The 17,254-nt window shown below is 63.6% G+C and carries 16 protein-coding genes; 4 read left to right on the top strand and 12 right to left on the bottom strand.

Annotated features, from left to right (window positions below; translation table 11 throughout):
* Nucleotides 1-831 (bottom strand): quinoprotein dehydrogenase-associated SoxYZ-like carrier, encoded by an 831-nt coding sequence (locus ACZXDY_RS33980; RefSeq protein WP_464348545.1) that lies wholly within the window; start codon nt 829-831, stop codon nt 1-3.
* 59 nt (nt 832-890) lie between these two features.
* Entirely contained in the window at nt 891-1,817 is a 927-nt protein-coding gene (locus tag ACZXDY_RS33975; protein ID WP_464348544.1) for a quinoprotein relay system zinc metallohydrolase 2, read from the bottom strand.
* Between the two features lie 163 nt (nt 1,818-1,980).
* On the opposite strand from ACZXDY_RS33975, the gene ACZXDY_RS33970 reads away from it, so the two are divergent.
* Together ACZXDY_RS33970 and ACZXDY_RS33965 are read left to right on the top strand one after the other, a co-directional pair.
* Nucleotides 1,981-2,865: a substrate-binding domain-containing protein gene (locus ACZXDY_RS33970; protein ID WP_464348543.1), complete on the top strand. Its 885-nt coding sequence runs from the start codon at nt 1,981-1,983 to the stop codon at nt 2,863-2,865.
* On the top strand, nt 2,862-3,425 hold the full coding sequence (locus tag ACZXDY_RS33965) for a PQQ-dependent catabolism-associated CXXCW motif protein (RefSeq protein WP_464348542.1): 564 nt from the start codon (nt 2,862-2,864) through the stop codon (nt 3,423-3,425). Before ACZXDY_RS33970 ends, ACZXDY_RS33965 begins: the two co-directional genes overlap by 4 nt.
* A gap of 191 nt (nt 3,426-3,616) precedes the next feature.
* On the opposite strand, the gene ACZXDY_RS33960 is transcribed toward ACZXDY_RS33965, so the two are convergent.
* The 8 genes from ACZXDY_RS33960 to ACZXDY_RS33925 all read right to left on the bottom strand — a co-directional run bounded on the left by ACZXDY_RS33960 (nt 3,617) and on the right by ACZXDY_RS33925 (nt 10,234).
* Nucleotides 3,617-3,910, bottom strand: a complete 294-nt coding sequence (locus ACZXDY_RS33960; RefSeq protein ID WP_028162629.1) for a copper-binding protein — start codon at nt 3,908-3,910, stop codon at nt 3,617-3,619.
* Nucleotides 3,911-4,036: 126 nt separating this feature from the next.
* Nucleotides 4,037-4,651: a hypothetical protein gene (locus ACZXDY_RS33955; protein WP_464348541.1), complete on the bottom strand. Its 615-nt coding sequence runs from the start codon at nt 4,649-4,651 to the stop codon at nt 4,037-4,039.
* Nucleotides 4,648-5,496, bottom strand: coding sequence for an ABC transporter permease (locus tag ACZXDY_RS33950; RefSeq protein ID WP_464348540.1), 849 nt, complete (start codon nt 5,494-5,496; stop codon nt 4,648-4,650). Before ACZXDY_RS33950 ends, ACZXDY_RS33955 begins: the two co-directional genes overlap by 4 nt.
* Nucleotides 5,493-6,269 (bottom strand): ABC transporter ATP-binding protein, encoded by a 777-nt coding sequence (locus ACZXDY_RS33945; protein WP_464348555.1) that lies wholly within the window; start codon nt 6,267-6,269, stop codon nt 5,493-5,495. The genes ACZXDY_RS33950 and ACZXDY_RS33945 overlap by 4 nt, the downstream gene beginning before the upstream one ends.
* A 41-nt stretch (nt 6,270-6,310) precedes the next feature.
* Nucleotides 6,311-7,282 carry a YVTN family beta-propeller repeat protein gene (locus tag ACZXDY_RS33940; RefSeq protein WP_464348539.1) on the bottom strand — a complete coding sequence of 324 codons (972 nt, stop codon included), beginning with the start codon at nt 7,280-7,282 and terminating at the stop codon, nt 6,311-6,313.
* A gap of 14 nt (nt 7,283-7,296) precedes the next feature.
* Entirely contained in the window at nt 7,297-8,478 is a 1,182-nt protein-coding gene (locus tag ACZXDY_RS33935) for an ABC transporter substrate-binding protein (protein WP_464348538.1), read from the bottom strand.
* A 202-nt stretch (nt 8,479-8,680) separates the two neighbouring features.
* Complete coding sequence (gene fghA / locus ACZXDY_RS33930; RefSeq protein WP_464348537.1) at nt 8,681-9,526, bottom strand: S-formylglutathione hydrolase; 846 nt, start codon at nt 9,524-9,526, stop codon at nt 8,681-8,683.
* An 87-nt stretch (nt 9,527-9,613) separates the two neighbouring features.
* A complete protein-coding gene (locus ACZXDY_RS33925; RefSeq protein WP_130229615.1) occupies nt 9,614-10,234 on the bottom strand; it encodes a response regulator transcription factor in 621 nt (206 codons plus the stop codon).
* 192 nt (nt 10,235-10,426) lie between these two features.
* Here ACZXDY_RS33925 and ACZXDY_RS33920 point away from each other — a divergent pair, with 192 nt between their 5' ends.
* Nucleotides 10,427-11,794, top strand: coding sequence for a histidine kinase (locus ACZXDY_RS33920; protein WP_464348536.1), 1,368 nt, complete (start codon nt 10,427-10,429; stop codon nt 11,792-11,794).
* Between the two features lie 143 nt (nt 11,795-11,937).
* On the opposite strand, the gene ACZXDY_RS33915 is transcribed toward ACZXDY_RS33920, so the two are convergent.
* Nucleotides 11,938-13,548, bottom strand: a complete 1,611-nt coding sequence (locus ACZXDY_RS33915; protein ID WP_464348535.1) for a rhodanese-like domain-containing protein — start codon at nt 13,546-13,548, stop codon at nt 11,938-11,940.
* Between the two features lie 196 nt (nt 13,549-13,744).
* Here ACZXDY_RS33915 and ACZXDY_RS33910 point away from each other — a divergent pair, with 196 nt between their 5' ends.
* Nucleotides 13,745-16,183, top strand: coding sequence for a TonB-dependent receptor (locus ACZXDY_RS33910; protein WP_464348534.1), 2,439 nt, complete (start codon nt 13,745-13,747; stop codon nt 16,181-16,183).
* Here ACZXDY_RS33910 and ACZXDY_RS33905 read toward each other — a convergent pair.
* Nucleotides 16,180-16,554: a YkvA family protein gene (locus ACZXDY_RS33905; RefSeq protein ID WP_464348533.1), complete on the bottom strand. Its 375-nt coding sequence runs from the start codon at nt 16,552-16,554 to the stop codon at nt 16,180-16,182. The genes ACZXDY_RS33910 and ACZXDY_RS33905 overlap by 4 nt on opposite strands.
* Nucleotides 16,555-17,254 lie beyond the last annotated feature (700 nt).

Raw genomic sequence — 17,254 nt, 5'->3', positions numbered from 1 at the left:
TCAACTATCCGAATCGATCTTCCATTCGTGCTCGAACACGTGGCCGTCGGTGTCCTTGGCCTCGGCGCGGAAACGCTTGGCGCCATTCGAGACATAGGTGAAGCGGATATTGGGGTCCTCGGAGATCGAGATTCCGCCTTCCATCTTCAGCACCAGGCTGTCGTCCTGCCAGAGCTGCAGCCGGTCGACATAGAAGGCGGGAATATAGAGCTGCGTCACCTGGTCCATCTGCAGGCCGGAATTGTTGGGATGGCCGATCATGACCTGCGCCTCCCGGGCTCCGCTTGTGGAGCCTTCACCAGCTTTCGAAAGCTGCCGATATCGGATCTGGCCGAGCCTGGCCTTGGCCTCCTCGGCGTTCTTGAGTGCGGGCGCAGCGCAGCCGCCGGACGCCTTCACGTAAGTCTTCACCACATAGAGCTTGCCGTCGGTGAGTTCGGCTACGGCATGGACGTCGGTGTAGTTGTTGACGCGCACGCGGGTCGAGATTTCCGTGACGTTGGCGTCCGGCCCAAGCGCGAACTTGGCCGCCATCGGCGCCGGGTTCTGGTCGATGACGAGGGTGATCGTCCGCACGCGGCGGGTGTCGTCGGGCGCGAGCTTGCTGCGCAGCGTCACCGGCACGATGGCGGCATCCTCCGCACGAGCCGGCATCTCGAGCGCGATCACGTTGCTGCCGTCGCTCATCGGGCGATTGTTGAAGATGTCCTGGACCAGGCCGGGCCAGGGATCATAGGCCTCCGCGCTCACCGCGGGCGCAAGGCGCGCGGCAAACGCGATGATGCCCAGGAGGCCAGCGATATAGACGAGACGGAAAGGTGCTCCGGACATGGTCGTTCTCCCCGCGGCGAGGATGGAAGCAACGCCCGTACTATATGGCCTCGCCAAGCCTATTCCCACTCCAATTGCGAAAATGCTGCAGTTGCGTTGCGGGCGTTGTACTCGTCGAACAATTGCCAGTGCGGTCGCTCCGATGCCGCGGCACTTTCGGCGGCAGCGGTGATCGGCTTGCCCTTTGCGATCAGCGCGCGCACGTCGGCTGCCAGCGTCTCGAGATAGTGGCGCTCATCGGCCAGGGCTGCCGGCCATTCGCTCACGGGCCCGTGACCGGGAACCACACGCTGAGCGGGCAGGGCGGCAAGTTCGCCGAGGATGGTGAGCCAGCCTTTGATGCTGCCGTCGACAACAGGGATATGGGTGACGAAGACAAGATCGCCGGCGAACAAGGTCCGGGTCTTCTCATCGAACACGGTGAGGTCATTATCGCTATGCGCGGTCGGCCATGCCCTTAGTGTAAGCGATCGTCCACCGAGATCGAGCGCGAGGCCGCCATCGACGAGCATCGTGGGCGGCACGATGCGCACGTCATCCATCAGTTTCGCGCCCATCGTCCGGCGGAATGCCTCGAGATAGAACTGGCCGCGCGCGGTCAGCGCGTCGGGAAGCTTCTTGTGGCCCACGAAAACGGTTCCATCACCCGCAAACGCCGCGTTGCCGAAGGCATGATCGGGATGGGCGTGGGTGTTGATGACATAGCGGACCGGCTTGTCGGTGCGGGCGCGGATGGAGGCCAACAGTCGCCGTCCCTCGCGGACGCTGCCGCCGGTGTCGATCACCGCGACGGCGCTGTCGCCGACGACGAATCCGATGTTGGCGATAGCGCCTTCATTCTCGCCGGTCATCAGGGCGATATCGCCGAGGTGCACGAATATTCCTGGCGCGACTTCGCTCACAGGCAATTCTTGCTCCTGCGCCCGCGCTAGGGTCGATAGGCAGAGTGCAGCGACAAGCGCGATCAGCGAGACGATGCGAGCCATGTTTCCGCCCAAGTTCATGCGCGAAGCGACATCGGCCGTTTCGCACTCACGTCACGCCTGTTTGCGCTGCAGCACGCCGGCGAGATCATCACGAATCTGTTGCACGCTGTGACGCGCCGGGCAATCTATGGTTAGCCCCAAACAAGAAAGAGGAGGAAGCGCGATGGCGGGTGCCGGACAATATCGCCGCTTGTTGCCGGCGCTGCTTGCGATCGCCACGATGGCAATCGGGTATGGTGCCGCTCGCGCGCAGACCAATGAAAGCGGCGATCTCTCGATCGAATTGATCGATCCCAAGGTTCTGCGCGTCTGTGCCGACCCGCGGAATCTGCCCTTCTCCAACGAGAAGGGCGAAGGCTTTGAGAACAAGCTCGCCGAGCTGTTTGCTCAGAAACTGCAGAAGAAGCTTGAGTTCACCTATTTTCCGCAGGCGACCGGCTTCGTGCGGATGACGCTCGGCTCGCATCGCTGCGACGTCATCATGGGCTTCCCGCAGGGCGACGAACTGGCCCAGGGCACCAATCCCTATTATCGCACCGCCTATGCACTGGTCACGAAGCAAGGCAGCGGCCTCGACGATGTGACCACGCTCGAGGACGAGCGGCTGAAGGGCAAGCATATCGGCATCGTCGCCGGCACGCCGCCCGGCACCAATATGGCCGCGGCCGGCCTGATGGCGACTGCAAAACCCTATCCATTGATGATCGATACGCGCATCGACTCTTCCGCGGAAGCGATGATGAAAGATCTTGCCAAGGGCGAGATCGATGCCGGCGTGTTGTGGGGGCCGATGGCCGGCTTCTATGCCAAGGAGGCTAATCCGCCGCTGCACGTTACGCCGCTGGTGAAGGAGACGACGGGTCCAAAGCTCATCTATCGGATCGGCATGGGCGTGCGCCCGGCGGACCAAAACTGGAAACGCCAGCTCAACCGCCTGATCCAGGAGAACCAGGGCGAGATCAACAAGATCCTGCTCGATTACGGCGTGCCGCTCCTGGACGAGAACGATCGGCCGATCGGCCCGGACACGGCGGCGAAATCGCCATGAGGCGGTGGCTCACGAGCCTGGTCGTTGCCGCCGCGTCGCTCGTCGTCGCGGCCCATGCGCAGCCGCAGGTCCCTGAGCCGCAAGACTACCGCACCGAAAATTACCGGGCGCCGGTGCCGGCGACGCTCGCCGGCGCCCGCGTGCTCTCGACCGCGGAAGCGGAGGCGATCTGGCGCGACAAGACCGGCGCCTTCGTCGATGTGCTACCGCGTCCGCCTAAGCCCGCCAACCTGCCCGAAGGCACGGTGTGGCGTGACAAGCCGCGGCACAACATCCCCGGCAGCATCTGGCTGCCCGACACCGGCTACGGAAAACTCGCTGACGTCACCGAAGACTATCTTCGCCACGGCCTTGAGCGCGCCTCGGATGGCAACAAGGCGGCGCTGCTCGTGATCTATTGCCAGGAAAATTGCTGGATGTCGTGGAATGCAGCCAGGCGCGCGCAAACTTACGGCTATTCCAACATCGCCTGGTATCCCCTGGGATCCGATGGATGGGAGCGCGCAGGCCTACCACTCGTCGAAGCCAAGCCGGAGCCGCGGACGGGTGAAGAGAAATAGACCGCGCGGTTTCGCTTAGATGAAACAGAGACCTGATCCAGATTGGACGACGGCCGAGGCTCGGCTGCCGGCTCCTCCTCTCGACGTCATTGCGAGCGCAAGCGAAGCAATCCATCGCGCCGCTTGCGGAGACATGGATTGCTTCGCTCCGCTCGCAATGACGGGGAAACGCCGAGGCTCCGACCTGCGACTCACTGCTTCTTCAGGTCGGTGATGGTCTTGGTGCTGCCGCCTTCGGAGGCGGAGAAGTTCACCTTGTCGCCGGCGTGGAAGGGTTCAAGCTTGTTGGTATCAGTCACCTTGAACTCCTGGATCGCGCCACTGCCTGCGCCGACCGTGCCGCTCTGCGTTTGCTGGATCGAGATGGTGCTATTCAGCCGGTCGATCTTGGTGATGGTTCCCGTCATGTTTTGTTGAGCCGAAGCCGCGGTTGCAAAGATTCCGAGGGCCGTCGCGCCCGCCAAGATGATCGTCGTTGTTCTCATCAAAACTCTCCGGGTTTCGAGATGGCTTGAGCGACAAGACGCTGGAATCACGTTTGGTTCCGGCATTTAGTTGGCGGAACCGGACAAAAGGTGAGCTGTACTGACCTTTTTGCGCCGGAACCGGCGCTACTCCATCTCTTGCTGGATCGTACGGCCAAGCGCGAACAGGCGCTGGTCGATCGTTGTCGGTACTTCGCAGACAAATCTGACCACACGTTGGCGGTCCTCGAATATCCGTGTTTCCCACAGGAGCTGGTTGCTGAGTTCGTCGATCTTGGCCTGATCGGGCGAGGACGCGTTCTGCAGCGCCTGCAGCGCGAGCGTATCGGCGCGGACCTTCTCGGCCGCCTCGCGTTGCTTGCGCGTCACCCGCTCGATGCCGTTCATGACCGAGGAACGCTGGGCGTTGAGCGAATCGAACAAGCCGGCGAACAGCAGCTTGCCGGCGGTGGTCTTGTCGGACGCGGAAGCCGCAAGGAAGTCAGTGATCGCCTTTTGGGCATCATCAAGCGGCGTGCGCCGCGCGGCCAGCTTCTCGACCAGCACGCTGATCTTGGGGTCCTCTTTCCATTTGTTCTGGACGTCGTCGAGCGGCGGTCCCGCCCAGACCGCCGCGAGCGAAATCTCCGGCACTTTGGCCTGCGCGCAGGGCCAGTCGGGATAGCGCGGATCCGCGGCGTGCGCGATCCCGAGCGACGCCGCGATGGCAAGCAATGTTCCGATCGCAATCCGCCCGATCATGTCTCCCCTCCCGCAGGCCCGCGCCGCGCCAAACCACGCGAGGGATCGTAGGCCAGGATCGCGCCGATCATGAAGACCGCCGTGCAGCCGGCGACGACGCCGAGCGAAATCCAGTTGATCTGGCCATACAGCGCAAAGCGGATCAATTCGACCGCGTGGGTGAATGGATTGAACTGGCAGACATAGTAAAGCATCGGGCTGCCTTCCTGCACGCGCCACAGCGGATACAGCGCGGATGAGGCAAAGAACATCGGAAAGATCACGAAGTTCATGACGCCGGCAAAATTCTCGAGCTGCTTGATCCCCGAGGAGATCAGCATGCCGAGCGCCCCCAACATCAGCCCTGATAGCACCAGCGCCGGCAGCACGGTGAGATAGCCGATCGGCGGCGGCGTGATGTCCCAGAGCCATGCGATGACGAGGAAGGCATAGACCTGCAACAGCGAGACCGCCGTGCCCGCCAGCAGTTTGCAGAATAACAGGTAGCCGCGCGGCAGCGGGCTCACCAGCAGCGTGCGCATATTGCCCATCTCGCGGTCATAGACCATCGAGAGCGAGGATTGCATGCCGTTGAAAAGCTGGATCATCGCCATCAGTCCCGGCGCGATATAGACCTCGTAGAGGATGTAGGTCTCGTAGGGCGGAATGATCGAGATGCCCAGCACCTGGCGGAAGCCCGCGGCGAAGATGAACAGCCATACCAGCGGCCTGACCAGCGCCGAGACGAAGCGTTCGCGCTGATGCAGAAAGCGCAGCGCCTCGCGCCACACAATGCCGTTCAGGCAGGTGAGGTATTCGGCAAAGGAGAAGCCGCGCCGCGACGGCGTGACGGTGATGGAGCTCATGATGCCTCGCTCCCGGCTTTCCCTGCAGCCCCGGTCAGGCGCATGAAGGCGGTGTTGATGTCCTGCGCGCCAGTGTCCGCGATCACGCGTGAGACCTGGCCGCGCGCCAGCACCTTGCCCTGGTGCAGCACCACGAGGTCATCGCTTGCCGTGATCTCGTCGAACAAATGCGTGGCCCAGAGCACGCCGATGCCTTGTTCGGAGACGAGCTGCCGGACGTGGTTAAGGATGTCTGAACGGGCCTTGACGTCGAGGCCGACCGTCGCCTCGTCCAGCAGCAACAGGCGCGGCCGGTGCAGCAGTGCACGCGCGATCTCCAGCCGGCGCATCTGGCCGCCGGAGAGATCGCGCACCTTGCTGCCGGCGCGGTCGGAGAGCGCGATACGCGCCAGCACCTCGCCTGAGCGCAGCCGCGCCTCGCGCCGGCCGATGCCGTGCAGGGCGGCGTGATAGAGCAGGTTCTGCGTCACCGAGAGGTCGAGGTCGAGCGTGCGCGGCTGGAACACGACGCCGAGCAGCCGCAGCGCCTCGCCCGGCGCGTGGCTGATATCATGGCCGAAAATGCCGATGCGACCTGCCTGGATGCCGAACAATCGGGTGATCAGCGAGAACAGCGTGCTCTTGCCGGCGCCGTTCAGGCCGAGCAGCGCGGTGAAGCTCGCCGGCGCGACGTCAAAGCTCACATCGACCAGCGCGCGGCGCGCGCCATAGGAATGGCTGACGCCTTCGATCGACAGAGCGGCGACGCCGGCAGGATCCTGCCGGGCCGACATGTCCGGGGATGATTTGTCAGCGATGGGTATCTCGGCTGCTGTCATTGCGGTGCAATCGTAACGCCCCAGGGAAGTTCGCCGACCTGGATGGTCTTGATCACCTTTTGCGCGGCGACGTCGATGACGGAGACGTCGTTGGACACGCCATTGGTCACCAGCAGGTATTTCTCGTCCGGCGTGAACGCCATGTGCCAGACCCGCTGCCCGACCAGGAGATATTTGATCACCTTGTGATTGACGGCGTCGACCACCGCGATGCGGTTGGCGGGGCCGAGCGCGACGAAGGCGGTCTTGTCGTCCTTGGTCATGCCGATCCCGACCGGCTGGATGGCCTCGCTGCGTAGGCCGGGAATGTTGAAGGTGACCTTGCCAGTCACCACGTGCTTGACCGGATCGACGATCGACACCGTGCCGCCGATCTCGGACGAGACCCACAATTCCGAGCCGTCATGCTTGAACTCGGCAAAGCGCGGCCGGGCGTCGACTAGCACGTTGGCGACGATCTGGCGCGTCGACGTGTCGATGAAATGCGCCATGTTGGTGGTCTCGGAGGTGTTGATCAGGATCTTGCCATCCGGGCTGATCGTCATGCCCTCCGGCTCGACGCCGACCTGGACGTCGCCGATGCGGGCGCGCTTCTCGAGATCGATCACGGTCACCGTGTTGTCGTTCTCATTGGCGACATACATGATCTTGCCCGCGGCATCCTGGGTGAACAGTTCCGGATCGGGACCGGAGGGCAGGGTATCAACCACCTCCTGCTTCTTGGCGTCGATCACCTGGATGGTATCGTCGTCGCCGACCGCGACCATCACGAACTTGCCGTCGCGGCTGAACTCGATGCCGCGCGGGCGTTGGCCAACCTTGATGGTCTTTGTCACCGTCCAGCTATCGGTGTCGATCACGGAGACGGTGTTGCCCTTCTCGTTCGAGACGTAAGCCATGAAGGCGGAAGCGGGGGCGGCGGCCGTGAGCCAAAGGACCGTTCCGGAAAGCAGACAGCGGCGCCACATGCGCGATCTCTCCCTCATTGCAGCTTGCATTTCGTCTCGGGACGGTCGACGCCGAGCGTGTCGAGCTCGGAGACCTGGTGCAGGAAACCTTCCTGCGGCGACACCGAGACGACCATGCGCCCATCGACCAGAAGAATCGGCTGGCGAAGCTGCAGGTTCCAGTCGCGCAGCGTCAGCCGCGTGCCCTTGAACGCCGCCACCGAAAAATCCGGTCCCTTGAGGAAAGCAAGCAGCTTCTTCGGGTCGCCCGAGTTCGTGCGCGAGGCGGCTTCGCCGATCATGCGCGCGGCGGTCCAGGCCTGCATGTCGAGCGCGGTCATGCGCCGCGAATTCAGTTTCACGAAGCGGTTCTGGATCTGGACCGCGCCCCACTGATCCTGCGCTGCGTCCCAGCTCGTCGGCACGAGCCCGGCCGAGCCCGCGACCGGCCGCGGGTCCCAGGTGCGATAGGGCAGATAGGACGCGAAGACTTCGCTTTCATCAGCGGCAACCAGCACGTCATAGGCCGGAATCTGCTGGGTGAAGACCGGCATCTGCCGCTGGATCAGCGTCACGCCGCTGTCAGTGCGGCGGGCGCCGCCGGTGTCCTCGAAGATCTTTTCCTGCACGATCTTGGCGCCGAACCGCGTCGCCGCGCGGCGCAGCGCATCGGCATAGAGCTTGTCCTTGTCGTGTGAGCCGACCACCAGGAACCAGCGCTTCCATTGCTTCCACACCAGATATTGCGCCAGCGCATCCGCCAGCATCGAGCGCGTCGGCGCGACGTGGATCACGTTGGCGCGGCAGTCCTGCTCACGCAGCCGGTCGTCGATCGCGCCGGCGTTCAAGAGCACCGTGCCGCGATCGCGCAGTGCGTCCGCCGCCTGCAGCAGCGCATCCGGTGGAAGATCGGCGATGATGAAGCCATTGCGATCGGCGAGCGCAGTCGCGGCCTTCGCGACGTCCTCGCCTTCCTTGAGACGGACCTCTTCCAGGTTAAAGCGCTGGTTGAGGAATTTTCCGGTGGTGTTGTTGTCCTCGATCGCAAGCCGTGCCCCGGCGATGCCGTCATTCTCGGCGGGCTGCTCGACCAGCGACAGTGTCTGCTGCACGCCGGCGCGGCCGAGATAGCCGATGCCGATCTCGATCGGCTCGGCGGCACGCACGGGCACCGTCATTGCGATCAGACCGATTGCGGCGACCAGCCATCGGACCATGTTTCCTCCGAACGCCTCCTCGCCTTGATCGACGATGGAGCTGCTCTTGGGCTGCAAGATGACTGAATTGTCCTGGCTTGCAACCCCGCATTTTGTCGTTGCGACGTCCTCGATTCCGCCCGATCACGATCATGAGAGCGCGGTCTGCCGTCGCGGCAATGATGTCGAATGCCGCCGTACCCGTGGCCGCAATAGAGATGGTTCAGGCCGTCAGCCGCGCGGCGTGCCAGCGCAAGTGATCGCTCATGAAGGTGGAGATGAAATAATAGCTATGATCGTAGCCTTCCTGGCGTCGGAGCAGGAGCGGGATATTTGCCTGCGCGCAGGCCTGTTGCAGCAGTTCCGGGCGAAGCTGTTCAGCAAGGAAGGAGTCGGCATCGCCGATGTCCACCAAGAGGTCGGAAAACCGCGCGCCGTCCTCGATCAGCGCCACCGTGTCGTGCTTGCGCCAAGCGCTTCTGTCATCGCCGAGATAGCCGCCGAGGGCCTTGATGCCCCAGGGGACCTGTGATGGCGCCACGATTGGCGCAAAAGCACTCGCGGCGCGATAGCGGTTGGGATGGCGCAGCGCCACCGTCAGCGCGCCATGGCCGCCCATGGAGTGGCCCATGATCGACTGCCGCACGGGATCGACCGGGAAATTCGCGGCAACGAGTTGCGGCAATTCCTGCGTCACATAGCTCCACATCCGGTAGTTCTGCGCAAACGGCTCCTGCGTGGCGTCGACATAGAAACCGGCGCCAAGCCCGAAGTCATAGGCGCCGGCGGGATCCCCGGGTACGCCCTCGCCGCGCGGGCTGGTGTCGGGCGCCACGAAGATCAGGCCGAGATCGGCGCAGGTGTCGCGGTATTCGCCCTTTTCGGTGACATTGGCATGGGTGCAGGTCAGGCCGGAGAGATAGTACACCACCGGCAGCTTCGCGCCCGCCGGATGCGGGGGGACATAAACCGAAAAGGTCATGTCGGTCTTGGTTTCGCGGCTGGCATGCTTGTACACGCCCTGGATGCCGCCATGGGATTTGTTGGTCGAAACGGTCTGAATCGTCATCTCCAGCACTCCGGCGCTCTTCTATGTCTGCGCATAATCTTTTCGGAAAACCGCTGCCTGCAATTCCGCATCATGCGTGCGCGATCTTCAGGCGACGCCGCTCTCGATCGCCAACCGCACCAGTTCGGCTGAGGTGCGCACGCCCAGTTTCTGGCGCATGATCGAGGAGGTGTTGGCGACGGTCTTGTAGGAAGAATGAACCAGCCAGGCGATCTCGGAGAGCGTCTTGCCGGCACTCAATAGGCGCAGGATCTCCATCTCGCGCGGATTGAGCTTCGACAGCGGGCTCTGCGCCGCGGCGGGGCCGGCAAAGGCCACGCGCCGCGCGATCGCGGGCGGCAGATAGACGCCGCCATTGCCGACTTCGCGGATCGCCTCGACGAGATCGTTGGGATCGCCAGTCTTCGCCACATAACCCTTGGCGCCAATCTCGATGGCGCGGGCGGCGAACACCGGATCGTCGTTCATGCTGAACATGATGATGCGCGCCGAATAGTCCCGCGCCAGCATCCGCCGCGCCAGTTCGAAGCCGGAGACGGTCGGCAAGTTGATGTCGACCACGGAGATGTCGGGACGTTCGGCGACAAAGACGCGCTCGCCGCTTTCCGCGTCGCATGCCTCAAGCAATTCGATCTCCGGCTCGTCGGCGAACACGGTGCGGCAGCCGGAAGCGACGATCGGATGGTCGTCAACGATCAGCACGCGCATGCTTGAAGTCCCGGATAGCTGCGTCAGTCCGTTGCTGCACCGCATCAGAATGCACGAGCGCGGCTCGCCCGCAGGCTGGCTCATGCATCTCCAGCGCGATTGCTGTACCCTTCGATTAGACAGACGCGGTATTTGTCTGTCAACGCTCCTCTTGATTGAGGAACCGAACGCGGGTGATCGTGGGCAAAGGCGATGTGGCAGAAACTTTCCTTGCGCGGGCGGATCAACCTGCTGCTGGCGCTCGTCCTCGCGCTCGGTCTCGCCATCAACATCGCCCGGCTTGTCGTCGAGGCAGGGCCCCGGGTCCAGGCCGAAGACCAGAGTGTCATTCGTTTGGCGCGGGAATTCGTGACCACGATCGTTGCCGGATTGAACGAGGCGCCGGATCCTGACGCCCGGCTCGACCAGATCGTTCGCGATCTGAGCCGGCTGCGTCACGTCAGCATCATGCGGCAGGACGGCGCGACCGCAAAGTCCGGGCAGGACGAGGCGACCGAGAGCCGCGAGGAAGCGCGGTCGCCGCCGGCCTGGTTCGTCGCGCTCGTCCATCCGGAGACAACGTCCGTTAGCGTGCCGATCTCGATCCGCGGCAAATCGGAATCGCTCGTGATCACCTCGCATCCGAATGACGAGATGGCGGAGATCTGGGACGGCATCGTCACCCAGCTCGCGATCGGTTCCGCGATCGTCGTCGTGCTTTTCCTGATCATCAGAAGCGTTGTCGGCCGTGCGCTGGCGCCGCTCGAAGAGCTGTCGCAAGCCATGGCGAAGATCGAGGCCGGGCAATACGATGTTCGGGTGACGCCGGGCGGCGCGCCGGAGCTGGCTGCGATCTGCGGCCAGCTCAACCACCTCGCGACCACGCTCGGCGAGGCGATCGAGGACAAGCGGCAGCTTGCCGAACGCGCGTTTTCGCTGCAGGACCGCGAGCGCAAGGAGATCGCGCGCGAATTGCACGACGAACTCGGCCCGCATTTGTTCGCGCTGCGCGCTCACGCAAGCGCGTTGATGCGGCTACCTGATGCGCGCGAGGCAAGTCCGGACCAGGTGCGAAAGCACGGCGGGGCGATGCTGGAGCAGGTCAATGCGCTGCAGCAGTTCACGCGCCGGATATTGGAGAAGCTGCGGCCGATCGGGCTCGCTGAGCTCGGACTTCACGAGGCGCTCTCTGCCCTGTTCCGCCTGTGGAAGGAATCGCATCCGGAGGTCGCGATCGAAACAACCATTTCTCCTTCCCTCGGCGAGACCGGGGAGACGGCCGATCTCACGATCTACCGCGTCGTCCAGGAAGCGCTGACCAATGCCTTCCGCCATGCCGGTGCGACCGCGGTCACGGTCACGGTCGAGCCGGCGGAGCAGTCGGACAGCGTGCGGGGAAATCGCTGTTGTGCGCGGGTGCGGGTCCGCGACAACGGCCGTGGCCTCAGCCCCGATCACCAGTTCGGCTTCGGCCTCACCGGCATGCGCGAACGCCTGTTGGCATTGGGCGGCTCGCTGACGGTTTCGTCGTCTGATGGCGTGACGGTGGAGGCGCTGGTTCCTACGGGTGCGCGCGCCTAGTTCCATGAGATGAGGTCGAATTGTATCCGCCAAGGGTGCTGCTCTTTACCTCTCCCTTCGGGAGAGGTGAACTTGCGGCCAGGCCGATTCAACCTAATGACATCATACTCTAGCTGGTTGTGCCGCCCCAGACGACTTGAGACCTAGACGACGTGAAAGTTGGACACTGAATCGTTGGCGAGCTGGGCGACAAGGTGCAGCTCCCAATCGATATAGGCCTGCATCGCGGCCGCCGCATTGTCCGTTCCCTCATAGGGGCGCTTGTAGACATCATCAGGGTGCGAGATCCAGGAATGCCGGTCCCGCTCCAGCGGCTGATTGCTGCCGGTCCAGGCGCGCGTTCCGCCTTTCAGCACGGTTACTTTGCGCTGCGTCGAAGCGGTCGCATCCGCAAGCGCGAACAGGGCTTCGTCGCCGTCGGCGCTGGTGAGAACGATCGCTCCTTCGCCGGGCAGCCGCGGCAAATCCTCGGTGAAGCGCGAGGCCAGCACGAAATGCGTGCCGGGGATATGGCCCGCGGCGTAAGCGGGGCTGCGCGCGAGATCAATGACGGTCCAGCTATCGGGGTTTGCGATCAGGTCCGCCACGTCGATCGTAGGGACCGAGGCTGCCGGCACGGGACGGCGCGGTGGCCGCGTGCCGGCCTCGGTCGCCCCAATCACCTCCGGCCCGACCATGTGAGCCTCCCAGCCCATCTGGATCAACCAGGATGCGGCCATGCGTGCGCGAACGCCGTCGTCATCGAACAGCACGAGCCGCGATCCGCGCACGGCAACCCATTCGTCCGTCGCCTGCACGAGCTGCCCGCCAGGTGCGGAGGCGAAGCCGGGCGGATGCCCGCGCTCGTATTCCTCCGGCGTCCGCACATCGAGCAGATAGAGCGTACGTTCATTCGCCTGCGCAACAAAGCGATCGAATGTGGTGCGGTCGAGGGCCGGAACACCAACGCGCTCGGCCCATTGCGTCGCGCTGGCTAGTGCTGTGGAATAAGTCGCTTCGGGGCGCTCCAGGAACCGGTCGGTCCTGTCACGTTCGACCTGATGTCCGGCCAAGGTCCAGCCGATCGTGCCGTTTCGCAGCGCGAAGATTTTGTTGGGAAGCCCGGCATTGATCAGCGACTGCGTGCCGATGATGCTGCGCGTCCGGCCGGCGCAATTGACGATGATGGTGGTGCCGGGCGCAGGCGCGATTTCCCTTGCGCGAAACGCGAGCTCACCGCCGGGAACGCTGACGCCGCGCGGAATGCTCATGGTCCGGTATTCCTCGAACCGGCGGGCGTCGAGCACGACCAGATCGGGCTCGGTCTCGATCAGGGCCTTGACCTCGTTCGCCGACAGGGAAGGTGTGTGGCGGATCGCCTCGACGAGCTCGCCGAACGCCTTGCTCGGGACATTGACGTCGCGAAAGACCTCGCCGACCGCCCGATAAGCTCCGAGGCCGCCGTCGAGGATCGAGACATCCGTATAGCCGAGCGCTGAAATGCGTGTCGCCGCCCGCTCGGCATATCCTTCGCCGTCGTCGTACACGACAATGGGGGCGCCAAGCCGCGGGATCAGATCGAGAACACGCAGCTCGATCTGCGAAAGCGGCAGGGAGACGGCGAAGAACGGATGCGCCAGCGAGTAGGGGCCTTCCTCGCGCACGTCGAGCAGCGCCACCTCCTCGCCGGCCCGCCAGCGCCGGCGCAATTCGGTGGGAGCAACAATTGGTGCGGCGTCAGACGGCTTCGGCTGCGTGCCGGAGATTGGCTTCATTGGTGCATCCAGAGAGGAACTCGTGAGGGGTCGGCATATAGCAGATATTGTCGATGGCCGATGGCGCTGGCCGAAGCGGATCGGGAATTTTCCCGAAACTTTCGGGAACACTTGCAGGTGGCGCACTGCGCGTTCTGCACTCTAGTATCGCTTGAATCGGCGACAACGGCCGGACGGTGGGTGGAACGGGTGGTAAATGGCGGGCGTGCGGGTGCTGCTTGTCGCATCGATTGCGACGGGTGTTATCGTTGTCGTCGGGAACGAGATCGGATTCGCCCAGAGCGGGGGCCAGCAGGTCGAGACATTGCCGCCGGTGGAGGTGACGCCTGCAGACCGCGCCAGGCGCGGCCGTCCTACGGCGGCTCCCGTGCGCGCGCGGACAAGAGCGCCAAGGGTCGTTTATGTCCCGACCGCGCCGACGCCGACCTCGGATTCGGCCGCTGCGGTCGAAGCGGACAAGATTCCGGCAGCCGTCAATGTCGTCGACAGCAGGGAAATCGCGCGAACCGATTCGCTCAATATCACGACTGCGCTCGACCAGCGCGTGCCGGGCATCATCGTCAACGAGGTCGCCGGCAATCCCTTCCAGCCTGATGTCCAGTTCCGCGGCTTCGTGGCGTCTCCGGTGGCAGGCACGCCGCAGGGCCTTGCGGTCTACCAGAACGGGGTACGGATCAACGAAGCCTTCGGTGACACCGTCAACTGGGACCTGATTCCAACCAGTGCGGTCAGGTCGATCGATGTTGTGACCAACAATCCAGCCTTCGGTCTCAACGCGCTGGGCGGCGCAGTCGTCGTCCAGATGAAGGACGGCTTTTCCTATCAGGGCGCCGAGATCAACACCATGGGCGGCTCGTTCGGCCGCATCCAGGGCGCGGCGCAATGGGGCAAGCAGATCGACAATTTTGCCGTGTATGGCGCGCTGGAAGGTCTGCACGACAACGGCTTTCGCAACTTCTCTCCTTCCGACGTCCGCCGCTTCTACGGCGACGTCGCCCACAAGAACGACGTCAGCGAATTCCATCTCAATATCGGCCTCGCCGATAACAAGTTCGGCGCGGCGGCCACCGTGCCGGTCGAACTGCTGCAGCGATATTGGGGCGCGACCTACACCACGCCGCAAACCACCGCCAACAAGGTCGGCTACTTCAACCTGACGGGAAAGGTGGAGGCGACCCCGACCTGGACCATCGAGGGTGCCGCGCATCTGCGGTTCTACAAACAGAAGACGCAAGACGGCAATCCGACAGCGACGGAGCCGTGCGAGGCCGATGCAGGGCTACTGTGCTTCAACAGCGATGATGTCCCGGCAAACGGCCTGAACGGCGTCCAGCTCGCCAATCCGTTTCCGGCGGGCGCGGTGCTTGGCGAGAACGACCGCACCACGACGAAATCGACCACGGGGGGCATGCAACTGGCGGCGACGAACACGGATCAACTCTTCGGCCATGACAACCGCTTCACGATCGGTGCCAGCTTCGACACCAGCGTCTCGAACTTCACCGCGAGTGCGGAGCTCGGCACCATCGGCCCCAACTACGTCGTCAGCGGCAGCGGCATCTTTCTCGGCCAGTCCGGCGATCCCGTCTCGATCGGCCCGGTCTCGCTGCGCACCACCAATCAGTATACCGGCATCTATGCGCTCGACACCTTCGACGTCACGAATGCGTTCTCGATCACCGCGGGCGGCCGCTATAACGATGCGCGCATCAGGCTTGAGGACCAGATCGGCACCGCCCTGAACGGCTACAGCATCTATGACCGCTTCAACCCGATCATCGGCGGCACCTACAAGATCACACCGGAGCTGACCGCCTATGCCGGCTACTCCGAAGCCAATCGCGCGCCGACGCCGCTGGAGCTGGGTTGCGCCGATCCCGCGCGCCCCTGCATTGTTGGCGCCTTCCTGGTCTCCGATCCGCCACTGCAGCAGGTGGTGTCGCGCACCGTCGAGGCCGGCCTGCGCGGCACCAAGGAATTGAACATCGGCGCGCTGTCCTGGAAAGTCGGCGGCTTCCGCACCACCAACAACAACGACATTCTCGCCATCCCAAGCCCGGTGCTGCAGGGCTTCGGGTATTTCCAGAATGTCGGTTCGACGCGACGACAGGGCGTCGAGGCCGAAATCCAGGTGAAATCATCCGCGCTGCAGATGTATGCGAGCTATGCCTTCATCGACGCGCGGTTCCTGGATGCGCTGCAGGTCGGCTCCAACAGTCCCTTCGCCGATGAAAACGGCAATGTGCAGATCCTGCCCGGCAACCAGGTTCCTGCGGTTCCCCGCCATCGCATCAAGGCCGGCTTCGACTATGCGCTCACCGATCAGTTCAAGGTCGGCGCGGACGCGATCTACGTCAGCGGCCAGTATTTTGTCGGCGACGATTCCAACCAGGCGCCGAAGCTAGCGTCCTACGCGGTGTTCAATGCCCACGCCTCCTACCAGCTCACCAAGAACGTCCAGATCTATGGTCGTATCGATAACCTCCTCGACAGCCGATACGCGACCTACGGCACCTTCTTCGAGACGGACCAGGTGCCCAATTTCGCCGCCGGCGGGGTGCCGTTCACCGACCCGCGCTCGGTCAGCCCGGCACGGCCGCGCGCCTTCTATGCAGGAGTTCGGGCGACGTTCTAACCCCAATACCTGTAGGCGGCCCAGCCAAGCGCCAGCGCCGCACTGATCCAGACGAGGATGATGATGGCCATCGCGGCACGGCTGGCCGGAGGCGAGGCTTCGCTCGCCCTGGCGCGGCACTCGACCATGATCTCCTTCGGAACCAGCGCGATCACGAGCCAGATGCCGAGCGGCACCAGCACGAGATCGTCGAGATAGCCGATCACCGGAATGAAGTCGGGAATGAGATCGATCGGCGAGAGCGCATATCCGGCAACCGCAATGGCGAGTAGCTTCGCGTACCACGGCACCCGCGGGTCGCGGGCGGCCAGATAGACAGCGCGACTGTCGCGCTTGAGCGTGCGCGCCCAGGTTTTGATGGCCTCCAGCATCTGCTCTCTTTCCACCTCTCCCGCTTGAGGGCCGTTCGCAGGGGAAGTTAAGCGTAACCCACTGCTTCCTGCGCCTCAAACTCCGCCGTCATTGCGAGCCAACGGATCGCGCGAACGCGCGCCCGATGACAGGCTCCGCGAAGCAATCCATTCCTCCGCGTGCGACGCTATGGATTGCTTCGCTTCGCTCGCAATGATGATGTGGAGGCAATGGGTGCGACAAATCAACCCGACGGGCAAATCAGCAAAAGTCTGTCCAGCCCTCGCAGAAAAAACATTCCGCTTTCGCCGTCGGGCAAATCAGTGATTTAACTCCGCGCGTCTCACGGCGGATGAGGGGCGGCTCGCGATCGTCACGAACGTTGCGGTGGGATGCGGTGGACGCAGGTGTTGCGACTGACGAACGCGACATCGGCGGACGGCGAAGTCGTGTGGTTGTGGCGCTTCCCAATAAAAACAATGCGATACGTTGTCTAACCGGCTTTCTCCGGTCCCTGATACATTTAGGCTTTTTCGCGGTTTGGCTAACCGTTTGAGGCGACGCGCGGCCCAGCGCCGCTGATGCGCGCTTGCCTCGCCCGGTGTCTGGTGCGCAGCGAGGAGAGCGAGGCAAATCGCATTGGCTCTAAAGCGGGATGGGGTTAAGTTGAATCGATTTGGGATTCCCAAATCAGTGAGTTTCTGATTCACCATGCTGGCT

It is taken from the genome of Bradyrhizobium sp. LeoB3 (assembly GCF_055456055.1).
This window is presented reverse-complemented; position numbering and strand designations above follow the sequence as displayed.